A 24,414-nucleotide genomic window follows, 5' to 3' on the forward strand; every position below is an offset into this window, starting at 1 on the left:
GTGACCGGGGCCGGAGACGGTGTGGATGGACGGCGCTGAGCTGTGACCGAGGGCCGGAACGGTGTGGGCGGCGCTGAGCCGTGGCCGAGGGCCGGAACGGTGCTGAGCCGGGAGCTGCGGCCGGGGCCGGAGGCGGCGTGATCGTGTGATCGTGCCGTTGGCACCCCGGCCCCTACCGCCCCGGACCCGGTTGTCAGTCCCGGCCGCCACAATGGACGGCACACCGCGAGACGTGGACGGAAAGGGCGGCGTGAGCCATGACCGTGTGGGATGACCTGGTGGGGCAGGAGAAGGTGAGCGAACAGCTTGCCGCCGCTGCCCGGGACGCCGATGCCCTGGTCACCGCGGCCGCCGCGGACGCGCCGCCGCCGGAGGCGTCGAAGATGACGCATGCCTGGCTGTTCACGGGACCGCCCGGCGCGGGGCACACTCAGGCGGCGCGGGCGTTCGCCGCCGCGCTGCAGTGCGTCAGCCCCGACCGCGCGCTCGGCGGAGCCCCCGGCTGCGGCTTCTGCGACGGATGCCATACGGCACTGATCGGCACCCACGCCGACGTCACCACCGTCGCCGCCGTCGGTACGCAGATCCTCGCCGAAGACATGCGGGACACCGTCCGCAAGTCGTTCACCTCGCCCGCGAACGGCCGCTGGCAGATCATCCTCGTCGAGGACGCCGAGCGGCTGAACGAGAAGTCGGCCAACGCCGTCCTCAAGGCCGTGGAGGAACCGGCCCCGCGCACGGTGTGGCTGTTGTGCGCTCCCTCCATCGAGGACGTCCTGCCCACCATCCGCTCCCGTTGCCGGCACCTGAACCTGCGCACACCCTCCGTCGACGCCATCGCCGACATGCTCGTACGCCGCGAGGGCATCGAGCCCGACGTGGCGGCCGCCGCCGCGCGCGCCACGCAGGGCCACGTCGACCGGGCACGCCGCCTGGCCACGGATCCGGCGGCCCGGGCGCGCCGCGCCGCGGTGCTGAAGCTGCCGCTGCGGGTCGAGGACGTCGGCGGCTGTCTGAGAGCCGCCCAGGAACTCGTCGACGCCGCCGCGGATGACGCCAAGCAACTCGCCGAGGAGACGGACGGCAAGGAGACCGAGGAGCTGAAGGCGGCGCTCGGCGCGACCCAGGGCGGTCGGATGCCGCGGGGTACGGCGGGCGTGATGAAGGACCTGGAGGACAAGCAGAAGCGGCGCCGCACGCGTACGCAGCGCGACAGTCTGGACCTCGCCCTGACCGACCTCACGGCCTTCTACCGCGACGTCCTCGCCCTCCAGCTCGGCTCGCGCGTGGCCATCGCCAACGCCGATGCCGAGGACAGCCTGCAGCGCCTCGCCCGGGGCAGCTCCCCGGAGTCCACCCTGCGCCGCATCGAGGCGATCGCCGCCTGCCGCGAGGCCCTCGACCGCAACGTGGCTCCGCTGCTCGCGGTGGAGGCGATGACGATGGCACTCAGAGCGGGCTGACCACGGCGGGTCGGGCCTCCTGCGGGCTGACGACGACGGCACCCGGAGCGGGCCGACGCGCCGAGGATGCCGCACGTCCGATGGCGATGGCCGGCACTGCCGATCAACGACAGGTTGACCAGGTAATCCGTACGAGCCGGAGCATGCACGCAAGGCATCCGGTCGGCTGCACAGAGTTACGCTCGCGAGATGCACATCAGGCGCCCCTCACCACCCCGCCCCCGCCCCCGCCCGCACGGGGCCCGCACCGCAGGAGTTGTCCTCGCCCTCGCCGCGCTGGTCGCCACCGCCTGCACCTCTGGCGGGTCGACGAGCTCGGCCAGCCCGGCGGCCGCCGCACTGGCCGCCCTGCCGCAGTCCACACCGGACGCGCTCGCGCCGTACTACGGGCAGAAGCTGCGGTGGCGCAGCTGCGGCGTCCCCGGCTTCGAGTGCGCCACCCTGAAGGCGCCGCTCGACTACGCCGCACCGGACAGGGGCGACGTACGGCTCGCGGTCTCCCGCAAGAAGGCCACGGGCCCGGGCTCCCGGCTGGGGTCGCTCCTGGTCAACCCGGGAGGGCCGGGCGGTTCGGCGGTCGGCTACCTCCAGGCGTACGCAGGGATCGGCTACCCGGCCGGCGTCCGCGCCCGCTACGACATGGTCGCGGTCGACCCGCGCGGCGTCGCCCGCAGTGAGCCCGTCGAGTGTCTCGACGGCCCGGACATGGACACGTACACGCAGACGGACATCACGCCCGACGAGGCGTCGGAGACGACGGCGCTGGTGGAGGCGTACAAGAAGTTCGCGGAAGGCTGCGGGGAGGACTCTCCGAAGCTGCTGCGCCATGTGTCCACCGTGGAGGCGGCCCGGGACATGGACATCCTGCGGGCGGTACTGGGGGACGAGCGGCTGAACTACGTGGGGGCGTCGTACGGGACGTTCCTCGGGGCGACGTACGCGGGGCTCTTCCCGAAGCGGGTCGGCCGGCTGGTCCTGGACGGCGCGATGGACCCGTCGCTGTCGGCCCGCCGGTTGAACCTCGACCAGACGGCGGGCTTCGAGACGGCGTTCCGGGCGTTCGCACGGGACTGCGTCCAGCAGCAGGACTGCCCGCTGGGCAGCAAGGCCGACAAGATCGGCCCGAACCTCAAGGCGTTCTTCGACCGGCTCGACAGGCGCCCGATCCCCACCGGCGGCGTGGACGGCCGCAGGCTCGGCGAGTCCCTGGCCACCATCGGCGTGATCGCGGCGATGTACGACGAGGGGGCGTGGGCGCAGTTGCGCGAGGCGCTGACCTCGGCGATGGAGGACAGCGACGGGGCGGGCCTGCTGGTCCTCGCCGACAGCTACTACGAGCGGGACGCCGACGGCCGCTACTCCAACCTGATGTTCGCCAACGCGGCCGTGAACTGCCTGGACCTCCCGGCCGCCTTCACCGGCCCCGACCAGGTGGAGGACGCGCTGTCCGCCTTCGAGAAGGCATCCCCCGTCTTCGGCGAGGGCCTCGCCTGGGCCTCCCTGAACTGCGCGTACTGGCCGGTGGCCGCCACGGGCGAGCCGCACCGCATCGAGGCGAAGGGCGCGGCCCCGATCGTCGTGGTCGGCACCACCCGCGACCCGGCGACCCCGTACCGCTGGGCCCGCTCCCTGGCCGCCCAGCTCTCCTCCGCCCGCCTCCTCACCTACGAGGGCGACGGCCACACCGCCTACGGCCGCGGTAGCGCCTGCATCGACCGCACCATCAACACCTACCTCCTGAACGGCACCCCACCGCCCGACAAGAAGCGCTGCTCCTAGCCCCCGCCCCCGGCCCCGGCGACCCCCCTCCGGGGCCGGTACGGAGCACCCCCGGAAACTGTGTAGACTTACCGACGTTGCTGATCGCACCATAGTGCGGACAGCACGCCGCCTTAGCTCAGATGGCCAGAGCAACGCACTCGTAATGCGTAGGTCTCGGGTTCGAATCCCGAAGGCGGCTCTTTCCAAGCCCAGCTCAGACAATGTCTGAGCTGGGCTTTCTCGTTCAGCGGATGCGGCGGCGGCGCTTGGATCTTGCCGCTCGGCTGTCCGTGGTCTCATTTCTGGTCTCAATTGACGGTTCAAGACGGGGTCCCGGCCCGCCCTCCGGGGTGGCTTGCTGGCGTGGCATGAAGGTGTCGCCCATGCGTCGCATAGCGTCCTTCGACAGGTGCGATCGACCCTGGACGTACCTGCGGGTCTGGCTGATCTGGGTGTGCCGAAGGATCTCCATGATCGTGGGCATGTCGACCCCGAGTTCGTTCAGGATCGTGCCAGCGGTGTGGCGGCTTCCGTCGTACAGGCGGCGGTCGTCGATCCCGGCTTCCGCCAACAGCTCCTTGAACTCCTCCCAGTCCTGACGGGGATCGAGCGGACTGCCGTCCGGGCGGGTGAAGACCACATGGTGTTCCTGCCAGGCGTCCCCGGCCGCGTCGCGCGCTGCCTCCTGCTGCGCCTTGTGCTCGCGCAGGTAGGGGATGAACGGCGGCGGGATGGGCACGGCGTTCCGGCTCTTCTTGGTCTTGGGGCGGGTGAAGACGAGACCGCCGTTCTTGCGGTCGGGGCACGCACGGGCGTGCTTCACGCAGTCCTTCGGGCACGGCTTCGGGCACCCGCGCTTGTATCCCTTGTGCGTCGCGCAGTCCGGCGGGCACGGGTCGAACCGGTGGAACTTGGCGCCGCACTCGTGCGGGTCCTTGCAGCCGTGCCGCCACGTGAGGCGTTGAAGCTGCCACTCGGGACGGAACAGCTCGTTGTCGAAGTCGACGTACGGCCACCGCAGACCCAAGGTCTCGCCCTGACGGAAGCCCATGCCGACACCAACGCACCACCGCATGAAGGTGGGGCGCTTGGCGGCGGCTTCCAGGAACGCCTTGGCCTCTTCGGTCGTGAACGGGTTCGCTTCGGTCTCGTCGACTGTGGGCGGGTCCACGAGGGTGGCCACGTTCTCGACGATGAGGCGCCGGCGGTGGGCGATTTTCAGGGCGCGGGACAGGATGCGGTGCACCTTCAGCACGTGGGAGGGCGCGTGGCCCTCATCGAGCATGACGCGGTACATCCGTTCCAGATGCTCCGGCTGAAGCTTGTCGAGCCGGTGCTTCCCGATGCCGGGGATGATGTCGTTCCTGGTCTTGGACCAGTAGTCATCCAGGGAGCGCGGCTTGAGCTTCAGGGACGCGATGTCCGTGAGGTACGTGGTCATCCACTGCTCTACGGTCGGCTTGCGCCCCGCCTTGGGAGCGCGCTCCTTGTCCCGCAGGTCCTCCAACTCGCGGACCTTGCGCTTCACTTCGGTTTCCGTCCGGGCCCTACGGTGGCGTCGATCGGGGCTGCCGTCGTCCTTGACGCCCATGGTGACGCGGCCGTGCCACCAACCGTCTTTGCCCAGGTAGATGGACGACTCCATGTTCGGTTTTTTGGGGCGGGGGCTCAATGTTCTCCTCCATGCGAAAGGCGCCCCCGGACATGTGTCCGGGGGCGCCCTGGCTGTGCGCGGGTCAGTTGGGCAGCGGGGCGAGACCGGCCACGTAGGTTTCAAGGTCCGTCCGCCGGATTCGGCGGGAGCGGCCCAACTTGATGTAGGTCAGGACTCCGTCTGCCATCAGCTCGTAGAGGGTCGAACGGCCGATGGCGAGCGCTTCGGCGGCCTCTTCCGGCGTGTAGAGCAGCCGGTCGACAGGCGGAGCGGTAGCTGTGCTCATCCGAGTGATCTCCTCGGTCGGGGCTGTCTTGGCTCTATCCCTTTCTCAGATCCGCTACATCCGCTACGTCCGCTACAGCGCAGGTCAGGGGCCTGTTTCGTGTAGCGGATGGTTGGGATGTAGCGGATTGGTGGCGCTACGCGGTGCGGTCGGCGGTAGCGGCTTGGGGGGTGATGTAGCGGATGCCGGGAAGCTCTTCCGCTACGGATTCACCCCCGTTGACCTGCGGCGTAGCGGATGTAGCGGATGTAGCGGATTTCTCGGGGGGTGGGGGGCAGTAGCGTAGCCACGCGTCCGCGAGATCTTCGGCGTAGTAGCCCTTGGGAACGCCCCGGGCGGTGCGGATGGACCGGGGTCGGATCGGCTCGTTGTTCGCGGTGACGTACTCGCCGAGCATTTTCGACAGCATTCGGGCGTTGAGGAGCTTGCCGTTGCCGTCCATGTCGGCCCACGGGGCGTCGTCGACTTCGTGGAGGACTTCGAGGATCGCAGCAGTGGGCATGCGCTCGGCTCCGCAGAACACCTTGTCGCGCAGGTCGGTCAACAGCTGGATGCCCAAGGATGCCTTGTCCTGGCCGTGGGCTGCGCGGATGAGTTCGACGCAGGCGGCGCGGGCCCGTTCGGGCCACTGCCCGCCGGCCGCGTCGGCGATGGAGAGCAGGGGTTCCCACACGTCCGCGGACCGGTCGGTGACGCCCTCCGGCAGCTCCGGCCAGGCTTCGGAGATCTGCTTGCGGACAGTGTCGGCCCACTTGGCGAGTCGGTCGCGCAGGGCGTGTCCCTGCTTCTCGTGGATCCGCTCGCGGTAGCCCTCCACCTTCTCGTTCGGGGCGCGCTTGCGCATGCGGATGATGACCGAGCGGGTCAGGATCGTGTCCGGCAGGGAGCCGAGTCCGGCCATGGCCACGGCGCAGAACGCGGAGAAGAACTGCGGGGTCTGGCTCTCACCGACGCAGCGCAGGGCCTTGCCGCTGCGGCGGTAGCCGGAGTTGAGGAACCCGCGCACGGGTTCGTTGTCCCCGGCTTTCGGGCCGAACACGGTGTCGATCTCGTCGAAGAGCAGGGTGGGGCGCCCTTCGGTGGCTTCGACCAGCCGGAACAGGGCGTTGGGGGAGGCGTTGACGGTGGTCATCGCCTTGGGTGTGAGGGTTTCCACGATCTCCAGCGCGCGGGACTTGCCAGATCCCGGCTCCGGGGACAGGAAGGCGATGCGGGGGGTGGTGTCGAAGCAGTCGATCAGGTGGGTGTGCGCGTCCCACAGGGTGACGGCGACGTAGGCGGCTTCCCGGGGGAAGACGTTGAAGCGGCGGTGGAACGCTTCGACCTCATCGAGCAGCACGGCGCCGTCGATGGGCGGCTCAGGCGTGTTGGTGCTGGTCATGCGGCGTTCCTCCTTTCGTGTGTGGGGGTGGTGCGATGGGGGCACTGGCCGACGCGGACGCAGGTGGTCAGTTCGATGACGGCCGCCTTGCCGCGGGCGCGTTCGTGGTGGCCGCAGGAGCACAGCCAGTCCGCGACGGGCGGGTGGGTGAACTGGATTTGCAAGCCGGGCCCGATACCGGTGATGACGACCGTGTCGGGACCGTTGGGGGGAAGGGCTGAAAGGACGGCCTGACGGCCGTCGTTCTTCGTGCCATGACCCTCGTCCAGGCAGCCGGCCATCAGGCGCGAGCCCTCCAGGGCGGGCAGGTGAGGCTTTTCAGGGCGGGGGCTCATGCGGCCCCCTGCGGGCGGGCGGTGCGGATGGACCAGTCCAGGGCGCTTTGGATGGTGGTCCGGCACTCGCTGGCGGGCAGTCCGGCCGCCTCTCCCGCCTCCTGAAAAGCCTCCTCGACCACGGTCCGGGGGATCTCGCCCCAGGCGATGAACCGTCCCAGGGCGCGGGCGCCGGCCAGCAGCCGGGTGTTCCGGCCGCCCTCTTGCGTCGCCGCGACGGCCGCGGTCTCGCGTTCCAGGGCGACCGTGGCGCGGCGGGTGGCCTGACCGGGGACGATGAGCGGTGCGAGCGTCGTCGGGGTGGTAGCGGGCGGCTGAAGCAGGCTCAACAGCCAGGCGGGCGGTTTCGCGACCCGGGCCACGGTGGTGATCTCGTAGTCGCCTTCGGGGAGGGTGCTGCCCGCGGCGACGATGTAACCGCCCCACGCGCGGGTGTCGACCAGCGGGGCGAGCGTGCCCGCGGTGTTGGTCAGCCGGGTGCCGGGTGGGGCGGTGAAGTACAGGTGCATGCCGCCGCTGGGCGTCCGCACCGTGTAGGTCGTGGGCCAGGGCTGTCCGGCGCGCTCGCAGAGCGCCAGGAAGGAGCTCACGCCGCTAGGCGTGTCCGAACTGCCCTTCCCGCTCTTCTCCTTGGGTACGTCCAGGTCGACGACGACCAGGCCGGACGGGCCGGTCGCGATCGCGATGTTGGCCGGGTGGGCCTCCCAGCACAGTGCGATGCGCCGCGGGTCGGTGCTGGCGCGCTGTTCCCACTTCAGGTGCCCGCTGGCGCAGTCGCCGGTGGTGCGGCACCGGTCGGCGCCGTGCAGGGCGGGTTGCTTGCTGCCAGGGCGCAGGGGGAAGACGTGCCAGCCGCGGGCCGCGGCGGCGAGCGCCGCAGACAGCAGCGCGGTGTTCGGGTGGTGGGGCATGCTGGAGGTCTCCAGTTTCTGTTGGAAGTGACTGGAAGGCCGGGGCGGTCGCGGTTCTTTGGCGAGAGAGCGACCGCCCCGGGCGTATTCAGGTCATGCACCAGCCGGAGTCACAGCCGGTGTCGGTGTCGTCGAAGGGCAGCGTGTCGACCCCATCCGGGATTGCCTCGGCCAGCGGCCGAAGCAGGCTGGTCAGATACACGTGGTCCTTGCCGAGCGTGTCCCGGCGCCGGTTGAGCAGGGCTTCGAGGTCGCACGCCTTGGCGAACAGCTCCGGCTCGTCGCGGCGCATGTCGTGCCAGTTCTCCGGCCGGTGGAACGGGCAGAACCAGCACGCCGACTTCGGCGGCACCGGAAGCCCCACACTGCGGAGGATGCGCGGGCAGTCCGCCCGCCGGATACCGAGATCGAGCAGCGGGTATTCGATCCGCTCGTGCGGCTCGCAGCGCCGGGCATTGGCGCGGCCGATCTCGTCCACGCTGATCCCAATGCCGACCGTGGCCGGGTTGTCCCGGGACGCGCCGCGCCGCTTCAGCTCCTTGCCGATCACCTTGATTTTGAAGTCGCCGGTGCAGGCCCGGGTGCCCGGCGCCCCGGACGGGGACAGTCGCACCGGGATCGGCAGCGACCGCGAGCCGTCCCGGGTGATGCGCCCGTACAGGGTCTCGCTGCTCCCGTCGCGGCGTACCCGGCCGACGGTGACCAGCTCCAGCCCGTGGGCTTCGGCGAAGGGGCGCGCGTACTGCTCGACGTAACGCAGGGTGGCGGGCTTCTCGGAGTCGTCACCGACGTTGGCGAAGATGAACGTCCGGTAGTTCAGCTCCCCGCGCGCGGCCAGAGCCAGGGCGGTTGTCGACTGCACTCCGCCGCCGAAGCTGAACGCCTTGACCGGCTCGGTCGTGGTCACGCCGCCACCTCCAGCGTCTCGCCGGTGATGGCCTCAGCCACCATGGCGATCAGGTCGCGGGCGGCGGGCGGGGTGACCGCGTTGCCGAGCATGAGGACGCGGGTGCGTTTGTCGTTGGCGAGCAGCCGGTAGTCGTCGGGGAAGGCCATGGCCGCGGCGTACTCGTGCGGCTCCAGCATCCGGAAGCGGCATTCCTCCACCGACGTCACGGTGCCGCCGTACAGGGCGCCGTGCCGCTCCACCGTGGTCACGGTCGGCAGTGGCCGGGCCGCCGGGCGGGCGGTGCCGTTGCCGTAGTAGGGCACGACCAGGTCGGGGGCGGTGACGATGCCGTGGTGATTGCCGCCCGCGGTCACTGTCGCCAGGGGTGCGGTGATGGCCCGGTGCGAGGACCCCCCGCCGCGGAGTTCGACCATGTACGGGGGCAGCGCGAGTCCGGTCTCATTGCGGGTGGTGACGGTGCGCAGGGGGGCGGAGGCGGGGGCGGCCTTCTTGCCGTCGCGGCCCTCCACCGGTACCGCCAGCGGTTCGCTGAACGCGGTGAACCCGGCCCGGATACGGCGCAGGGTGTCGTCGGCGAGAGGCTGCTTGCGCTCCCCGATGGTGGCCGCGGGCAGGCGCCAGTCGATGACCTCGGCTGCCGAGCGGACGGCCGGCTCGACTACCTGGTTGCGGCACTCCACCCGCGGGCAGCGCCACACGTACTGGGCCCGCGTGCCGTAGCGGCCCCACGGCCGGGTGGGGCTGCACATCTTCGTGGACTTCCATCCCTGCATGGCCCGCACGCGTCCGTGGATGGGACAGACGGCAGTGGGGCGGGTCCACTTGTCGAAGTCGGGGGCGCGTTCACCACGGCGCCACAGCACCACGTACATGCGGTCCCGCGACTGCGGGGCCGGTCGCCCGTAGGCGGCGGCGTGCATGGAGTTCATCCACACAATGCGGTGCTCGTACCCCCAGGCGTGCAGGGTCCGCAGCCACGCGTCGAACACCGCGCCCGGCGCTTCTTTCGGGCCCCACCAGTAGGCGTCCACGACGTTCTCCACCACGATCGCCCGGTAACGGTGGACCTCGGCGAAGCGCGGCACGTCGTGCATGGTCGCGCGGGAGCGGATCGCGGCCTCATCCACGCCCGACGTGGCGAACAGGCCGTCGGCGTACTCGCCGTGACCACGTCGCCGCCCCTTGGCGATGGAGTGGTTGGTGCACTCCGGGGACGCCCACAGGATGTCCGTAGCCGGGTAGCGGCGCGGCTCCACCTGGGACAGGTCGGCGCAGTCGTGGTCGGCGTCGGGGTGGTTGGCCTGGTGGGTGTCGACGGCGTGCCGGGCGTGGTTGGCGGCCATCGCCACCATCACACCGGGCACCGCGACAGCACCGGTGGACGAACCCCCGGCGCCGCAGAACAGATCGGTCAGCGTCAGCACAGCTTTGGCTCCAATTTGGTGTTGGAAGTGACGAGAAGGCCGGGGCGGTCGCGGTTCCTTGGCGAGAGAGCGACCGCCCCGGGCGCATCTAGAACGGCGGCTCGTGGCCCGGCTCCGCTGTCTTGTCCGTGGTGTTCCACGGGCTGTCACCGGCCGGTGCGGACTGCGCGGGCCGCTTGGCGTTGATCGTGACGGTGGTGAACCGCAGCGAGGCGCCGATCTCGTCGACCTCGACGGCGAGCATGGAGCGGTTCTCGCCCTCCGGGGTCTGCCAGTCGTGCTGCCGGATCCGCCCCGCGAGCACCACCCGCGAGCCCTTGCCCAGCGAGTCGGCGACGTGTTCGGCCAGCGCGCGCCAGGCGGCGCAGCGGAAGAAGGTGGACGTGCCGTCCTTCCACTGGTTGGCCTCGCGGTCGAAGGTGCGCGGGGTGGAGGCGACGGTGAACTTGGCCAGGGCCTGGCCGGAGGCGGTGAACTTCAGCTCCGGGTCTGCGGTCAGGTTGCCGATGATGGTGATCGGGGTCTCTCCGAACGACATGGGATCACTCGCTTTCGGGTGTGACGGGCCGGTGGTAGGCGGTGAAGTACAGGCGGGTGCGCTTGCCGTCGCGGGTGGGGTACTGGCGGGCCGGGCCGGTGTCGAACGCGGCGGCCAGCATCTGGCCGATGCGGTCGGCGTCGTCCGGCTCGCAGATGACGCGGATCTCGAACACGAAGCTCCTTGCGGGGTGTTCAGCCGTGGAAGTGGTTGCGCTTGATGACGGCCTTGCGGATGTTGACGGTGGTCCCGCTGTCGCGGTGGCTGGTGGCGCCGAAGAGCTGCACGGCGATCCAGCCGCCGAAGATGACCGCGGCCAGGATGATGAGCTGGGTGACGAACGCGGTCAGCGCGACGATGAACGAGGTGAGCAGGACCAGACCGCCGCACACCGCGGCGAATCCGACGCCTCCGAGGGCGATGTTCACCGCCGTGCGGGAGACGGCCGGGCGCGTCTCGATCGGTGCCGGGGCGGGTGCGGGGGTGAGGGTGTAGCCGGTGACGACCTGGCCGTCGGGCAGCACGATGGACTGCACGGCCGGCGGCGGGCCCGGCTGCACCGGCACCAACGGCGCCGCGGCGGGCGGGTGCATGGTGAGCGGTTGCGGGTGGTGGACTTCGATGGTCGTGGGCGGGTCGGGGCGGGTCATGGAACGTTCCTCCCGGGGTAGGCGGCGGGCCCGCGCCACGGATGTGGGCGGGCCCGTGCGGGTGGGTGTCAGGCCGGGGTGTCAGGGGTGTCACGCCGGGGGCGTCACGCGTTTCTGACACCGGGTTTGCCTAGGGTTTTGGGTGTCAGGCGGCCGTGACGGTGTCAGGCGTCAGGCTGGTGTCAGGCGGCCGTGAGCATGGGGACGATTCGCCATCGGCCTGTGGTGTTCGTCGCCTCCAACCGCCCGTCCATGGCCGCTTCCTTGAGGCGGGCGGACACCCAGGGGCGGGAGAGGTTGTTGCGGTCGCACCAGTCCATGAAGTCCCGCGGGCCGACGACCATCTGTCCCGCTGCTTCGAATTCCGCGAGCGCGGCGGCGAACAGTTGGCGGGCTTCCTCCGGCGACGGCTTGCGTCCGGTGTCGTGTCCGAAGAGCGGGGTGTCGTCGCCTTCCTCCGGTGCGGGAAGCTCGGCCTCGGGGTCGATGTCCGCGTCCTCCGGGTCGACCAGCAGACCGCTGTACTCCATGTCGTCCTCCTCCTCGACAGCCCGCAGCGCCGCCGGCTCACCGGTGCTGGCGGGTGCGGTGCGGCCGGTGTAGGCGTGTCCGGCGACGCCGGAGGCGGCCTGCGCGGTGACCGGGTCGGCGACCGCGCCGTTGGCCTGCGCCCATGCGGCGAGCCGTTCCATGACCGGCACGGCCCGCAGGGTGAAGCGGCGGGTGCGCCCCGGCGAGGGGTAGCGGACTTCCTCGATGCCCGGGGAGACGACGTAGCAGTAGCCCGGCCGCCGGTTGCCCCACGCTCCGGGGTGGGCGCCCGCGTCGATGACCGTCTCCGGCAGCGAGAACCCCTCATCGCGCGGGTCGCAGCCGAGTGCGATCACGGATGGCAGGGAGGCGCGGGTGGAGGTGGACATCTGGTCGTACGACGGACGCTGCAACGACACGATCAGCGAGATACCGGCGGACCGGGCTTCCTGGGCGATGCCGGTGAACGCGTCGTCGCCCATCGCGCGGAGGGTGTTGGCGGCTTCCTCGAACCAGGCGACCAGGAACGGCATCCCCGCACAGCCGCAGGCGCGGCCGTCCGCGCGGCAGGAGTGCTCCGGGGCGTTCTGCACCCGGGCCGCGGCGGGAACCCACTGACGGTAGCCGTGCGAGCCGAGCCAGCGCGTACGCGCCGGGATGGCCGCCTCGACGGCGGCCACCATGACCTCCGTCTGCGAGCCACCCTCCGCAGCCCAGTCCAGGCCCGCCCGCACGGGTGCGAAGTCCTGGAACGCCTTGGGGTCGGAGAACCACACGATCACATCCGTGCGGGACTGGATCTCAGTGAGCAGGTTCAGGGCAGCGTCGCCCTTGCCGGACCCGGTGCCGCCCGCGACCAGCACGTGCGTGGAGTTGCGCCCCGCGTCCGGATCACCCGGAAGCCAGATCACAAGCGGGGCGCCATCGTCGTAGCGGCCGATGACCAGCGGATCGGCGATCGAGCCACCCAGGTTGGAGGGACCCTCCCACTCCACGACCTCGGCGAGCATGTCTTCCGGCACGATGACCAGGTCGCCGCGCCGCTCGGAGTCGGGGTCGGGGCTGTAGCGGACGGCGGACTTCGGCAGGTCCAGCGCGGACGCGATCCGGGCCAGCGCTTTGGCCACGTCGTCGTTGGTCTGCTCACCGGGCTGCAGCGCGAGCGGCGCGGTGACCCGGTTGGGCTCCACCTTCGCCGCGCCGATCTGCGCCCGCGCCAGACCCACCTTCTCCAGCAGGCCCCCGTCCGAACTGCCCGCGACCCCATCGACGTTGTTGCGCAGGACCACCCGGACGTTCCAGGACAGGGCCACGGCGGGCCCGCCCATCAGGTACAGGTCGTCGACCGGCCCGGCCGTCGGGCCCGCGAGGCAGGCGGCGGTCACCCACGCAGATCCGGCCGCCACCGTGACGGCCGAGTGCAGGCGACGCTGCTTGGTGGTCGACCTGCCCGCGGCCCAGGTGACGCCGGTCAGCGCCACCGACGCCAGCGTGAGGCCGACGCCGGCCGCCGTGTTGTCCGGCCACCGCCAGTGCCCCAACGCGCCGACCAGGCCGGCGGCGCCCCACGTGAGCCACGGCGGGATGTGCGGCTTGGCCTTGTGCAGCAGGTACGCCCTGACGGTGCCGTTCTCCGGTCCGCCGTTGGGGTCCATGACGTAGCCGGGCATGCCGTCGGGGTAGTAGGTCGTCATGCTGCTTCGATCACGGGCCATGGCCCGACCTCCTTACTGCTGAGCCCAGTTCATGACCGGTTGAGCGGGACGCCGGGCACGGTGACGCACCCGGTTGATCTCTTCCTCGTACTCCTGCTGGAACGCGGAGTAGCAGGCGGCGGCGTTCTTTGCCGCGTCGCGCATGCCGTCGGCGGCCTTGCGCATCTTGCGGGCCACCTTCCGTGCCCGGATGCGGGAGCCGAACGCGCGGCCCTCCGGGTCCGGCACGGCCGCCAGCACGCTTTCGAGGATCTCGGCACCCATCGCGATCTCGATGGACAGCGTCACCCCGGCCGCCCGCAGGGTGTTGCAGTAGTTGCGCACCTGCGCCGGAGAGGTGAACTCCGGCGCGGGCAACAGGGACTGCGAGCGCGAACCACCGCCCGCGCGGGCCCGGCCCCCGCCGCGGTTGTTGTTGACGGTGAGGTTGATCGGCGGGACGAACGAGCCGCCCACCGCGCCGACGAACCCGCCCACCGCAGCGCCCGCGTTCGCGAACTTGTTGCCCTTGTTGTTGGCCGCAGCGCTCGCGCCGCCGCCGGTGCGGCCGTTGCCGTTACGCGTAGGGGTTGCCATCTGGCGACCTCCTCAAGTCAGTGGGTGCGGCGGATGAAGAGCCAGACGGTCTGCGCCATGATGAGAGCCAGCAGCCAGACAAGCGGCAGGGCACCGGCCCAAGGGCCGAACCCGGCCGCCAGCGCGGCCCACGTGAACGCGAGCGTGGCGAACATGCCCAGGGCGAAGCGCCAGAGCAGGGTGGACCCGTGCGCGGGGCGCGAGCGCTGCATGACGGCGAACCACACCGCCGGCGCGAACGCAGCGGGGGCGAGCACAAGTGCGGACCACCAGGCGATGGTGTGCATCAGCGTGGTCACGCCCAGGGCCAGCACGGCGAAACCGGTCGGCGCGAGCGCCTGACGCACGCTCCACAGTCCGCGGCCCACAAAGCCGAGTGCCTCGCGGGTCAGGGAGGGCTGCTCCGGAACGACGACCACGAACGGCTGTGAGCGGCGCCCGCGTTGACGCGGGAGCTGGACGGTGTGGACACCGGCGGCGGTCCTCACCTTGCGGGTACGGGTATGGCTGGACACAGTGAATCTCCTTGATGCGGAGGGTGATTGAGGCGGTGCGCTGTTCCCCGGAGTCATGCCGAGGCAGGCTCACCGGGTCTGCACCGGGTCTGCGAGGGTGCCGCTCGCCGGGGCTCACCGGGTCTGCTTCACTGGTGCTCGACTGCTTCCGGCAGTCGCAACGAGGGCCAGCCCAATTGGCGTGGGCTGGCCCTCATTGATGTGTGCCGGACGGCTGCTTCAGGGCTGTGCGTCCTCCGCGTCGGTCAGCGCGGCGTACGCGCGGCCCATGGGTCATCCCTTGCGGGGATAGGTGTGGCCGGCGGGCGGGTAGAGGGCCACGTGCTGGTCGGCCAGCAGGCCCTCCATCACGACCGCCTCGAAGTCGGCGTGCAGCTCCGTGACCGGGTCGTAGGCGAACGCGATGTCGGCGGCGTCCAGCAGACGGTTGGTGCGGGCGCGGTCGTCGCCCGGCAACTCACACACGGGGTGTTTCATGACTGACCTCCCAGGTCAGAGCCGTTGGCCGAAGGATCGGGGTAGGCACACGACACGCACATGCCGAGTGAGGTCGGCCGGCAGTAGTCGTAGGTGAAGCGGCACTTGGGGCAGGTGCGCCGCGCCAGCATCGCCAGCGCGAGAGCGCCCCACTTGCGCGAGGTCATCGGCCGCACCGGCAGAGCGCGGTCGATGCGGTAGAGGTAGGCCACCTTCGCCCCCGACCTCCGGCCGCGATGGCGCAGCATCACCTGCGCCACGACCGGCTGACCTCCGGGCCGCAGGCCACGTTCGCGGAGCTGGCGGCGGGTGGCCAGACCGTTGGGGGCGTAGCGCCAGGGGTAGGTGGGGATCCCATAGCGGGCACCGATGGGATCGAAGCACTTGCTGTAGGCGGCACCCATCACTGCCCCGCAATGGCGAGTTCAGCGTGACTGCCCGCGCCGGGGGCGCGGTGGTCGGCGTAGCGGTGGGAGACCCAGCCGACCGACCAGCCGCACAGCTCCGCCGCCTGGCGCACCGACAGCCCCGCGGCGAACGCGGCGGCCACGATCCGGCGTGCTTCGTCCTCCGGCAGCTTGGTCCCGGCCGGGCCGCGTTGCAGCAGTGCGGCCCGTTCACGCTCCGCACGCTCCTGGCGTTCACGGCGTTCACGCTCGGCCTTTTCGGCGTGCTCGCGCTGCTCGGCTTCCGCCTGCTGCCGGGCCTGCTGTTCAAGCCTCAGCCGCTCCTGTTCACGCTGTTCATGCAAGCGTTCACGGCGTTCACGCTCCTGCCGCTCGGCCGCTTCCGCCCGCTCCCGGGCCTCCCGCTCCTCGCGGCGCTGCCGCTCTTCCCGCTCGGCCTGCTCACGGGCCAGGCGGGCTTCGTGTTCACGCTGTTCACGCGCCAACTGCGCGGCGTGCTCGCGCTCCTCACGGGCCTCGGCGCGGGCCCGCTCGGCACGCTCCCGGGCCGCCTGCTCGCGCCGCTCCCGCTCGGCCCGCTGCTCGGCCTCCACAGCGGCAACGGCGCAGGTGATGGCGCGCCGGTAGGCCAGGCTGGTCTCCGCCGTGACGATCAGCAGCAGCGGCGCGACCGCGTGTACGGCCACCCCGACCAGGTCTTTCTTCAGTGCGGAGTCGGCGGTGTTCAGGGCCAGGGTCATCAGCCCGGTCATCCACCGCAGCGCGATGGGCCAGCGTCCGCCGTGCCCGCCAAGGCGGGCCAGCACGTCATCGAGCTTGACCACGATGACGACCGCGGCATCCACCACGAGCGGCAGGATCGGGGCCGTCCAGTCCCACTCATCGGCCGTGTGCGCGGCCATCAGCGGCGTGACCGTGAGGATGGAGTACAGCATCGCCCCGCACACGATCAGCCACGTGCCGCCCGACAGCGCGCGCTCGGCTGAACGCGTCTGAACACTGTTCACGCCGCACCCCCTACCGGCTCCGGAGCGGGCACGAACGCACGCCGGAACCCGTTGCAGGCCGTGTCGTAGATGAACGCCTCACACCGCCACCGAACCGCGGCCAGCGGGCGTTCATCGGAGGGCACCCACCCGTCCGGGGCCACCCCGTGGGTGGCGGTGTCGGCGTGCGCGTCCTCGCGGGAGGCGTAGATGGTGTGCGGCCGGCCGTAGTGCAGCAGCAGCGTCAGCGCCCGCCCCTGCAGCGACTCGCCCTGAAGCTCCTCGCGAAGGCGGCAGATCTCGGCATGCGTGCGCTGCAACTCCTGCTGCACGGACGCCAGTTCCTCGCGCGTGCGGGCCAGGCTCTCGCCCGCCTCGCACGCGGCCGACTCCGCGCGCTCCGCGCGGCCGGTCGCGGCGCTCAGCTCCCGCGCGTGCCGGCCGAACACCGCCCCCGCCGCCCCGATGGCCTGCCGGGCCTGCTCACGAGCCGCACCAACCTGATCCTCAAGGCCCGCGATACGCGCCCGCGTGGTGATGCGGATCATGCCGCACCCCCGTCCACAACGGGCACGTCGGCGTAGCCGACCAGACGCACCTTGGCACCGGCGTAGTCGGTCAACGCGGTCAGCACGCGCGTCATGCCCTCGCCCTGCACCCCGTGCGTCACCTTCTCCGGTGCCACGGCCAGCGCCTCGCGCCACACCTCGAACGCGCCCAAGTCGTCGTAGATGCTCAGCCGGAGCTGGGCCGGGAAGATGTCGCTCACGTGCACTACAGGCGCCGGCAGGTGCCCGAAGTCCGCACTCAGCAGGCGCAGCGCCCGCAGGGCCACGGCCAGGTCATCGAGCGTTGCAGCTTCGCTCATGCCGCCACCCCCCGACGCACGGCACGGCGGCGGGCGGGGCGGGCCAGCGGGACCACGTTGAACAGGTCCGGGTGGTTCTCGACGACCCGCGCGGCCAGGCGGATCAGGTCCTCGGGCAGGCTGCGGAACTCGGGGTCGGCGAGGATGTCGCGCGCCGCGTCCAGCCGGGCCGCGCGCTCCTCGCTGCTCTCGCTCTCGACCCCCAGCCACAGCTCCAGCGGGGTACCGAGCGCCAGTTCCGCGAACTCCGCGTCGGTGACGGCCTGATGACCGGCAACGATGTACTTCATGGGGGATCTCTCCTCACAGTGGAGCGGCCACAGCGCGCCCGGAGATGCCTCGACAGGCGCGCGCCGCAAGAGGGGAACCGCACCGGAAGCGGGTGCGGGTGGAACCTTCGAAGTGCTCATCAAACGGGCAGGCCATCGACGTTGACGCCGGCGCCCTGCCCGCATGACGAGTGACGGGAAAGCCCGTCACTGTCGTCTCGCGGCTCCTAACGCGCCTTTCTCCGCCTCCCTTGGACGGCGCGCCGGTGACCGCGCCACTCAGTCGTCACTCGCTGAGTGGTTGCTCCCTCCCTCCCGGGTGTCATGGGCCGGGTGCAGCCCAACCACCGGGGTCCCCGTGATCCGGTCCCTGGGTCGTACGCCCGAGGGTCAGACCAGCGGCTTAGCCGATGACACCGATCGATCCGTGAAGACGACGGGCTTTTACGTCTCCCCTGCCGCTCGGACCGCGTGCAAGCGGGGCCGGCGGGGTCGTTCGTGATGCAGTACCTGTTTTACAGGTACTGCATGGGGGGTCGTCAAGTACGACGGCCGAGCTTCTTGGCTTCGCATCGGGACTTCTTGGTGCCCCATCAGAATCGGTGCAGGTCAGGGGAGTTGGTCACCACATACATGGACAGCTCAGGTTGATCTGGCTACCTTCAAGAGGTCCCTAGACGTCCCATCGGGGGTGGAGATGTCCAACGAGCGTCTGCGGTCGGCCCTCTTAGCGCAGAACATGACCATTCAGGAGCTTGCGGAAAAGATTGAGGTCAACCCGAAGACGGTCGAGCGCTGGATCACGCAGGGCAAGGTTCCTTACCGACGCCATCAGTACGCCACGGCGTCCGTGCTGAACGTTGACGTGACAACGCTGTGGGACGACACGCGCTCGCTCGACAGTGCAACTGACCTGAGCAAAGCGGAGATCGTCACGGTCTACCCTCATCGCCACGTCGTACCGACCGACCTATGGCGGGAGATGTGCGAACGTGCCAGGGAACGCATCGACATCCTTGTCTATGCAGGAATCGGCCTTGCAGAAGATCCGCGCTTTCTGTCGGTCCTCAAGGCGAAATCGAAGAGCGTCGCGATCCGTGTCCTGATGGGCGATCCGGCGTGCGAAGCCGTCATCCGGCGCGGTATCGACGAAGGTCACCGCATCATGGATGGAAAGATCCGCAACGCTCTGGTCAACTACCGCCCTCTGTTCACCAGCCACCCTGAGATCACGTTCCGCCTGCATGACACCGTGCTCTACAACTCGATCTACCGTGTGGATGACGAGATGCTCGTCAACACGCACGTGTACGGCATCGGCGCCTACCTGGCCCCGGTTCTGCACCTACGGCGACTCCCCGGGGGTGGGCTCTTCGACACCTTCGCCAATAGCGTTCAGCAGACCTGGGAAGGCGCAAGGCCAGTGACCGAACACGACATCACAGGAGCATGAGCCATGGGACGTATCGACTACCTTCACGACCCCGACGCCCCGCCGGCCAACTCGGTGGTGCCCTCCGTTGTGGCATTCGTGCAGAACGATGCGGGACAGGTGCTGATGATCCAGCGGTCAGACAACGGCCGTTGGGCCCTGCCCGGCGGCGGGCACGACGTGGGGGAGTCCATCAGCGACACCGTGGCGCGTGAGGTCTGGGAAGAGACTGGCATCAAGGCCGAAGTCGTCGACATGTCCGGGATCTACACCGACCCTGGTCACGTGATGCAGTACGACGACGGTGAGGTGCGCCAGCAGTTCAGTATCTGCTTCCGCGCGCGGCCGGTCGGCGGTGAACTCCGTACGAGCAACGAGACGACTCAGGTCCGCTGGGTCGACCCAGCGGACCTTACGACGTTGGACGTACACCCCACGATGCGGCTCCGGATCGGGCACGCCATGGATCGGAAGCGCCCGACTCCCTACATCGGCTGACGCTTGGCGGCGGCGACCCGTTCGAGCACGCGCGACGTACACGCCAGGATCTCGGGTTCGGCCCGGCGGATGAACTGCCCGATCAAGCTTTCCGGTCCGTACCGACCGGCGATCTCGTTGATTCGATCGATCGGGTTCGTGGACGTTCCGTCCGGCGTGGTGTTCATGTCGCAGTAGCAGAGCGCATCGTTCAGGTGCGCGCTCTCCCGGGGGAACTCGCCCTCCAGTTCCTGGCGCAAGCCGCGCGCTTCCGCCTCCATCCAGGCGCAGGAGTGATGGGCGACCAGGTTGATAACCCGTTCGTCGGCGCCGGCCACGTCCCGGAGGTAGCGGGCCCCGTCCAGCGGGTGAAAGCCCGTCTTGGCCAGGTCCGGCGCATAGCCGATGTCGTGCAGCACCGCCGCGGCCTCCAGTAGATCCGCGTCCTGGTCAAGAACGAGCGCGATCGTACGCGCCCTCTCGGCTACCCCGAGACAGTGCTTCCAGCGCCGCGGAAGCGGCTCAGCAAGCAGGGACTCAGCCAGGGGATAGGCCCACTCGGTCAACGTCGGCAAGCTACGAACGCTCCTCTCGCGTCGGCACGGCGCGGACCGTCCGCACCCTGCCCTGTCCGCCACCCGCCAGCACGCCGGCGGTCTCCAACTTCTCCAGTGCCTTAGTCACCGTGGGGCGCGAGACCCCGAACCGGTCGGCCAGCGCGGAAGCGCTCGGGAAGGCTTCCCCTACTTTGAACCCCTCAGCCGTGATGATGTCGGCGATCCGCTGATCGAGCGGGCGTCGGTCGACACGCGCACCCGCGCGAACGACGCGCCATCGCCCGCCAGGCGCAGGTTCGGCCACACCCTCCTGCCGCAGCACGCCAAAGGCGCGGAGGGCGACCCCGCGCGAGACCTTATGGTCGCGCATGACCTCAGCCAGGGACGGAAGCTCCGTCATGTCCGGGTCGGCCGCAACTCGGGCCTTCACTGCGTCCGCGACCTTCCTGAAGGTCCCCCGGGGGCTGACCTGCTGAGACACGCGCTCTCCCTCCCAGTCTGCTCACCGTCCGTTTCAAGCTTCCCATGGCTTCCGTTGCGGCAGGATGCTCTTTGTGCAGTGGCTACCTACCGTTGACACCAAACTCAACATCTGGACGACCGCGGCGATCATCGTCGCCAGCATCGGCCTTTACAACATCGCGCGCGGATGGTGGCGCAATACGCTTGGCAAGCGGGGATTCTTCGTCAGGAATTTCCGGAAGCTGGCTCCGCACGTCAGGCACGAGTATGTGAAGGGCCTGTTTGGAGAGCCTGCATGGCAGTACAAGCGGAGCCTCCAGGAGCACACGATTGCGGTCGAAACTGGAGATCCAGGGTTCGTTGAGAAGGAGTTCACCGTCCGCACCTGGCCGCTGGGCAGGATGGCCTATCTGACCACATGGTGCACGGAGGACGACGAAGTCGAGATTTACGGGATTACGACTCGCAGCAGGATCTTCCGTCCGGTAGTCAGGATCGGCACCGACCACGTCGTTCGGCTGGGGAAGTCGCGCCTGTCTTCGCTTCCTGCTCCTGACCCTGACGTCGAGGGCCTCGCCCTGTGGGCTGTCGGCGCCCAGCGGTACTCCTACTCGGAATCCCACTACTTCGGCAGCCCAGGCGGCTACCGAACCTGGGTGGTGGGAGTCTCTGACGCCGGACTCCCCGCTATGGCCCCTGTCCATCTGGGAGCCAACCCGCAGGAGTGTGATGACCCTGCGGAGATCGAGCGCTACCGAGCGCAAGCCCGGATCAACTCCGTTCTTATCGCTGGTAGTGGTGCCCTCCGTCTCGATTCCATCCTGCCCTCTGGGGTCGGCCCGGAGTTCGGCCGCGTGATGCTCATCGAGCCCGAATACGGCTTGCGAGCACGCCTCATCAGGTTTCGCTGGTTGATCCACGTGGCAACGTCTCGCCTGCGGGAGCCAAGGGCCTTTCGAGAATGATCTATGGCTCATAATCCGCGTAAAATGAGGGCTCCTGGGCCACCGAGTCCTCACCGCGCCAAGTAAAACCTGGAATCCGGGCACCCGCTCTGCCCTGCGACGAACAGACGCGTGTCAGCGTTCAAACGTTTTCGCCGCAGCACCCGGCTAGGCTTATGTAAGCTAGTATTGCTCAGGGCATACGATGGGCAGGAGGCAAAGTCGTGAAAGATCAGGTTTCCTCCGTAACCGACGACTCCACCAGTCCAAGATTTCAGGCGCTAAAACATTTCTCTGAGCGAATGCGCAGAGAAATTCATTTGGACCCACTCGTCTGGGAAGAACCAGACCTGGACGTTAGGGCGCTAACAATCAATAACTGCGTGCGCAGACAGCGAGACGCCATTGAGGGGGCGATTGCACTCGGTAACGTCAGACAAGGTCATCTCGCAGTGGCGTTCGTGCGAGCGTTCCTTGAGGAACGTATGTGGGCTACATTCCTCGCCTCTATGACGCGTAGTGAGGCAGATGCTCTACTGCTGGCAATGGGTCGGTGGGACGCTCGGCGGGCACTGATCGCCCAGCGGGACTACATCGGCGATCTTGATATGACTGTGCACCTCTGGTTCCCACCGGGGTTTGTTGATGCTCAGGCCGTCACGTTGGACGGCCTGAAGGCTGAACTACGCCAACTCCGCGGCAGGTGGGGGTGGCAAGGGGTAATCCCCTCTTCGAAATGGGTGGCGGAACGATCATCACTCGTAGAGGAGTACGAGTACCTGCATTCTGCGACAAGTCGCGCTGTGCACTTTTCAGCGGGTGAAGTGCTACGGAGGGGATGGGGTGCGCCTGGTGGTGCCCTTGTTACCGACAAAGAAGAGTTCCGCGAGCATCTCGCGGAGTTCGCCTACGATCAACTTTGGCGCCAGCACCTCGGGACCATCGTCGGGGCCGCCGATATTCTCGGCGACGCGGCGATCAGCGTGCCGGACGGTTTCTTCTCTGAAGAAAACCGCATCAAGTTGACTTCGGAACTGAAGAACTTGGGACGCGTGCCCCTTGTGCATGCCTACGAATGGAACTTGACGCCTCCACCGCCAGGAGTACGCATGGCGTGGGCAGCATTCATGCTTGCGCAATCAACCGATGGCGAACTCGACGAAACAAGTGACACCACCGGAGATCAGTAAAATTCTCAGGTCGTCACCGGACCGTACTGCCATCCATGCTTCTCGGCTTTATCGCGCAACTTGCTTGCTCGTCGCTGCTGGTCACCCTTGGTCTGTACTGATTTGAAATCAACGTATGCATGCGCCGGGGGACGTTCATCCTCGTCATCGACTTGGGAGTCATCGATCGCTCGCAAACCCACTTCTTGCACTTCGGCAACATCGACGTAGTACACGCCCGCTGAGTCGTAACCCATTACTTCTGTGTGATGGCGGTATGATTCTTCAGGCGTGGCAAGCGAGGATCTTGTGACCGATACTTCACCAGTGTCTTTAGGGGTGGGGCGAAAGAGCTGACTACTGACTCGTCCGTCATGAACCCAGCCTGGGTTTACTTGGCGCCACAGTTTTTCTTCCTGGTTCGTTATTTCGATTTCGCCAGGTCGAAGGCTGGAGTCGTCAGTCGCCATACTGATTGATCCCCCTGGTTACGAATTCTGTGATCTCTTCAAGTTGTCGCCAGTGAAGCAGATTTTCGCTCTCCTGGTCTTCTTCTTTCGAGAATGCGTAAGCCTCTACCTTGTCATCAGGTAGGACGATCACCGTGACTTCGCCTCTTGTGAAGGGCCACTCAAGCTGAACGCCCCCTTCTTCCGTGGGGAAGATGTATGGGCGCTCAACCTGCGCGTCCAGGAATTCAAGCAGCAGAGACTCAACTTCACGCAGTAGTTTCCGGCTCACCTCCTTGCCCACACCGTCAAGCCAGCCATTCTCAAGGGTTTGCAACTCTACCAAGCGTTCGGACCATTCAGCCGGAAGGACCGGTTCAATGGATAGAACATCCTGAATTTCGATAGTCTCGCCAATAATAGACTGGATTGCTACCACATTAACAGCGACTGTGGGCGCCATTGTTGAGCGGTCTAGATACTGTCTGAGGTCTGGAACAAGGTCATCTGAAGAGAATCGTCCTGGAATCGATTTCCCGCCGGTTAGGCGGAAGCCGAATGTTCCTTTTTCGGCATCAACACTAACTACCTGACCTGTGGCGAGCGTCTCGATTTCAAATCGCTCCAGGCGTGCCTGTTCATGGATCAGTCGACGGACGGGCTGTGAGTAGATAGCAGCAGACGGAGAGCCTCCGTCGAACTCGATAAACTCTCCATCTTGCAGGCTCCGGCCGAATCGGGAGAATTCTCGGAGTGCATGTGGGGGAAACGTGCGAGGGATCCCTGCGCCGGATTGAATTGAACGCAAAGTATCCTGGATCAGGAGGCGCGCTTCATCAAAGATACTCGTATCGATGTCGTCGAATAGGGCATCCGAGTCATTTGTGGCTCGCTCAAGCACGGGGACTACGCTTCCCGGCTGGATATCCGAAAGGCGAAGAGAGAAAGACGAAGCGAATCCCCGAGGGACGCGTTGCCGCGCAGCGTGGCGCTGCTTCCACAAGCCGCGGGCAACGTCGATGACAAGACGCTCGTACCTGGCGAACTCGGCCAGCACCTCGACAGGCAGCCCCTGCTGTTCGTAGCGGCCGCCACGCAGGCGCCATGATCCAAAGGCTCGACTATCCGTCCCCATACCCCCACCCTACTGAGACGGCATCTAAATGCATGTTGCCCAGTCCACTGGAACAAGTTTCCCCATTAGTGGCTCTTGACGCAATCGAACAGCAACGGAGCCAACGGAACACTCCTGCTGGTGGCGTGGTGG

Annotated in this window: 29 protein-coding genes and 1 tRNA gene; 7 read left to right on the plus strand and 23 right to left on the minus strand. The window is 68.3% G+C overall.

Annotation, left to right across the window (positions count from 1 at the left end; translation table 11 throughout):
• Window positions 1-257 precede the first annotated feature (257 nt).
• From ICC28_RS09030 to ICC28_RS09040, 3 genes are all read left to right on the plus strand, one after another.
• Complete coding sequence (locus tag ICC28_RS09030; RefSeq protein ID WP_188287905.1) at window positions 258-1,463, plus strand: DNA polymerase III subunit delta'; 1,206 nt, start codon at window positions 258-260, stop codon at window positions 1,461-1,463.
• A 189-nt stretch (window positions 1,464-1,652) separates the two neighbouring features.
• The gene (locus ICC28_RS09035) at window positions 1,653-3,242 is read left to right on the plus strand and encodes an alpha/beta hydrolase (protein ID WP_188287906.1); all 1,590 of its coding nucleotides are present in this window, start codon (window positions 1,653-1,655) and stop codon (window positions 3,240-3,242) included.
• Window positions 3,243-3,349: 107 nt separating this feature from the next.
• A tRNA-Thr gene (locus tag ICC28_RS09040) sits at window positions 3,350-3,423 on the plus strand.
• Between the two features lie 45 nt (window positions 3,424-3,468).
• Here ICC28_RS09040 and ICC28_RS09045 read toward each other — a convergent pair.
• The 19 genes from ICC28_RS09045 to ICC28_RS09135 all read right to left on the minus strand — a co-directional run bounded on the left by ICC28_RS09045 (window position 3,469) and on the right by ICC28_RS09135 (window position 17,678).
• Entirely contained in the window at window positions 3,469-4,869 is a 1,401-nt protein-coding gene (locus tag ICC28_RS09045) for a tyrosine-type recombinase/integrase (protein WP_188287907.1), read from the minus strand.
• A 91-nt stretch (window positions 4,870-4,960) separates the two neighbouring features.
• Window positions 4,961-5,164, minus strand: coding sequence for a helix-turn-helix domain-containing protein (locus tag ICC28_RS09050; protein ID WP_188287908.1), 204 nt, complete (start codon window positions 5,162-5,164; stop codon window positions 4,961-4,963).
• Window positions 5,165-5,300: 136 nt separating this feature from the next.
• Entirely contained in the window at window positions 5,301-6,545 is a 1,245-nt protein-coding gene (locus tag ICC28_RS09055; RefSeq protein WP_188287909.1) for a DUF3631 domain-containing protein, read from the minus strand.
• Complete coding sequence (locus tag ICC28_RS09060) at window positions 6,542-6,880, minus strand: hypothetical protein (protein WP_223188551.1); 339 nt, start codon at window positions 6,878-6,880, stop codon at window positions 6,542-6,544. The genes ICC28_RS09055 and ICC28_RS09060 overlap by 4 nt, the downstream gene beginning before the upstream one ends.
• Window positions 6,877-7,791 (minus strand): bifunctional DNA primase/polymerase, encoded by a 915-nt coding sequence (locus ICC28_RS09065; RefSeq protein WP_188287910.1) that lies wholly within the window; start codon window positions 7,789-7,791, stop codon window positions 6,877-6,879. Before ICC28_RS09065 ends, ICC28_RS09060 begins: the two co-directional genes overlap by 4 nt.
• A gap of 88 nt (window positions 7,792-7,879) precedes the next feature.
• Window positions 7,880-8,698 carry a phosphoadenosine phosphosulfate reductase gene (locus ICC28_RS09070; RefSeq protein ID WP_188287911.1) on the minus strand — a complete coding sequence of 273 codons (819 nt, stop codon included), beginning with the start codon at window positions 8,696-8,698 and terminating at the stop codon, window positions 7,880-7,882.
• Window positions 8,695-10,125 (minus strand): DNA cytosine methyltransferase, encoded by a 1,431-nt coding sequence (locus ICC28_RS09075; RefSeq protein WP_188287912.1) that lies wholly within the window; start codon window positions 10,123-10,125, stop codon window positions 8,695-8,697. The genes ICC28_RS09070 and ICC28_RS09075 overlap by 4 nt, the downstream gene beginning before the upstream one ends.
• An 88-nt stretch (window positions 10,126-10,213) precedes the next feature.
• The gene (gene ssb, locus ICC28_RS09080) at window positions 10,214-10,663 is read right to left on the minus strand and encodes a single-stranded DNA-binding protein (RefSeq protein WP_188287913.1); all 450 of its coding nucleotides are present in this window, start codon (window positions 10,661-10,663) and stop codon (window positions 10,214-10,216) included.
• 4 nt (window positions 10,664-10,667) lie between these two features.
• Window positions 10,668-10,838, minus strand: coding sequence for a hypothetical protein (locus ICC28_RS09085; RefSeq protein WP_188287914.1), 171 nt, complete (start codon window positions 10,836-10,838; stop codon window positions 10,668-10,670).
• Window positions 10,839-10,857: 19 nt separating this feature from the next.
• Window positions 10,858-11,313 (minus strand): hypothetical protein, encoded by a 456-nt coding sequence (locus ICC28_RS09090; RefSeq protein ID WP_188287915.1) that lies wholly within the window; start codon window positions 11,311-11,313, stop codon window positions 10,858-10,860.
• A 182-nt stretch (window positions 11,314-11,495) separates the two neighbouring features.
• Complete coding sequence (gene traB, locus ICC28_RS09095) at window positions 11,496-13,514, minus strand: plasmid transfer protein TraB (protein WP_188288063.1); 2,019 nt, start codon at window positions 13,512-13,514, stop codon at window positions 11,496-11,498.
• A 57-nt stretch (window positions 13,515-13,571) separates the two neighbouring features.
• The gene (traA, locus tag ICC28_RS09100) at window positions 13,572-14,135 is read right to left on the minus strand and encodes a plasmid transfer protein TraA (RefSeq protein WP_188287916.1); all 564 of its coding nucleotides are present in this window, start codon (window positions 14,133-14,135) and stop codon (window positions 13,572-13,574) included.
• A 17-nt stretch (window positions 14,136-14,152) separates the two neighbouring features.
• The gene (locus tag ICC28_RS09105) at window positions 14,153-14,650 is read right to left on the minus strand and encodes a hypothetical protein (protein WP_188287917.1); all 498 of its coding nucleotides are present in this window, start codon (window positions 14,648-14,650) and stop codon (window positions 14,153-14,155) included.
• 273 nt (window positions 14,651-14,923) lie between these two features.
• The gene (locus ICC28_RS09110; protein ID WP_188287918.1) at window positions 14,924-15,127 is read right to left on the minus strand and encodes a hypothetical protein; all 204 of its coding nucleotides are present in this window, start codon (window positions 15,125-15,127) and stop codon (window positions 14,924-14,926) included.
• The gene (locus tag ICC28_RS09115) at window positions 15,124-15,531 is read right to left on the minus strand and encodes an RRQRL motif-containing zinc-binding protein (protein WP_188287919.1); all 408 of its coding nucleotides are present in this window, start codon (window positions 15,529-15,531) and stop codon (window positions 15,124-15,126) included. Before ICC28_RS09115 ends, ICC28_RS09110 begins: the two co-directional genes overlap by 4 nt.
• Complete coding sequence (locus ICC28_RS09120) at window positions 15,531-16,541, minus strand: DUF2637 domain-containing protein (protein ID WP_188287920.1); 1,011 nt, start codon at window positions 16,539-16,541, stop codon at window positions 15,531-15,533. The genes ICC28_RS09115 and ICC28_RS09120 overlap by 1 nt, the downstream gene beginning before the upstream one ends.
• Window positions 16,538-17,068 (minus strand): hypothetical protein, encoded by a 531-nt coding sequence (locus ICC28_RS09125; RefSeq protein WP_188287921.1) that lies wholly within the window; start codon window positions 17,066-17,068, stop codon window positions 16,538-16,540. The genes ICC28_RS09120 and ICC28_RS09125 overlap by 4 nt, the downstream gene beginning before the upstream one ends.
• Window positions 17,065-17,388 (minus strand): hypothetical protein, encoded by a 324-nt coding sequence (locus ICC28_RS09130; RefSeq protein WP_188287922.1) that lies wholly within the window; start codon window positions 17,386-17,388, stop codon window positions 17,065-17,067. The genes ICC28_RS09125 and ICC28_RS09130 overlap by 4 nt, the downstream gene beginning before the upstream one ends.
• Window positions 17,385-17,678 (minus strand): hypothetical protein, encoded by a 294-nt coding sequence (locus ICC28_RS09135; protein ID WP_188287923.1) that lies wholly within the window; start codon window positions 17,676-17,678, stop codon window positions 17,385-17,387. Before ICC28_RS09135 ends, ICC28_RS09130 begins: the two co-directional genes overlap by 4 nt.
• A gap of 676 nt (window positions 17,679-18,354) precedes the next feature.
• Between ICC28_RS09135 and ICC28_RS09140 the strand changes: the two genes are divergently transcribed.
• Both ICC28_RS09140 and ICC28_RS09145 read left to right on the plus strand, forming a co-directional pair.
• The gene (locus ICC28_RS09140; protein ID WP_188287924.1) at window positions 18,355-19,110 is read left to right on the plus strand and encodes a helix-turn-helix domain-containing protein; all 756 of its coding nucleotides are present in this window, start codon (window positions 18,355-18,357) and stop codon (window positions 19,108-19,110) included.
• A gap of 3 nt (window positions 19,111-19,113) precedes the next feature.
• Window positions 19,114-19,587, plus strand: coding sequence for an NUDIX domain-containing protein (locus tag ICC28_RS09145; protein WP_188287925.1), 474 nt, complete (start codon window positions 19,114-19,116; stop codon window positions 19,585-19,587).
• Here ICC28_RS09145 and ICC28_RS09150 read toward each other — a convergent pair.
• The gene (locus tag ICC28_RS09150; protein ID WP_188287926.1) at window positions 19,575-20,141 is read right to left on the minus strand and encodes an HD domain-containing protein; all 567 of its coding nucleotides are present in this window, start codon (window positions 20,139-20,141) and stop codon (window positions 19,575-19,577) included. The genes ICC28_RS09145 and ICC28_RS09150 overlap by 13 nt on opposite strands.
• Before the next feature lies 1 nt (window position 20,142).
• Entirely contained in the window at window positions 20,143-20,604 is a 462-nt protein-coding gene (locus tag ICC28_RS09155; RefSeq protein ID WP_188287927.1) for a GntR family transcriptional regulator, read from the minus strand.
• A 64-nt stretch (window positions 20,605-20,668) separates the two neighbouring features.
• On the opposite strand from ICC28_RS09155, the gene ICC28_RS09160 reads away from it, so the two are divergent.
• Window positions 20,669-21,550 (plus strand): ETEC_3214 domain-containing protein, encoded by an 882-nt coding sequence (locus ICC28_RS09160; protein ID WP_188287928.1) that lies wholly within the window; start codon window positions 20,669-20,671, stop codon window positions 21,548-21,550.
• Window positions 21,551-21,753: 203 nt separating this feature from the next.
• Window positions 21,754-22,719, plus strand: a complete 966-nt coding sequence (locus tag ICC28_RS09165) for a hypothetical protein (protein ID WP_188287929.1) — start codon at window positions 21,754-21,756, stop codon at window positions 22,717-22,719.
• 5 nt (window positions 22,720-22,724) lie between these two features.
• Here the strand turns inward: ICC28_RS09165 and ICC28_RS09170 are convergent, their stop codons facing one another.
• Both ICC28_RS09170 and ICC28_RS09175 read right to left on the minus strand, forming a co-directional pair.
• Window positions 22,725-23,168, minus strand: a complete 444-nt coding sequence (locus ICC28_RS09170; RefSeq protein WP_188287930.1) for a hypothetical protein — start codon at window positions 23,166-23,168, stop codon at window positions 22,725-22,727.
• On the minus strand, window positions 23,158-24,282 hold the full coding sequence (locus tag ICC28_RS09175; protein WP_188287931.1) for a hypothetical protein: 1,125 nt from the start codon (window positions 24,280-24,282) through the stop codon (window positions 23,158-23,160). The genes ICC28_RS09170 and ICC28_RS09175 overlap by 11 nt, the downstream gene beginning before the upstream one ends.
• Window positions 24,283-24,414: the final 132 nt, after the last annotated feature.

Origin of the sequence: Streptomyces sp. TRM68416, from assembly GCF_014596915.1 — a bacterium.
In the GTDB taxonomy this organism is placed as follows: Bacteria; Actinomycetota; Actinomycetes; order Streptomycetales; family Streptomycetaceae; genus Streptomyces.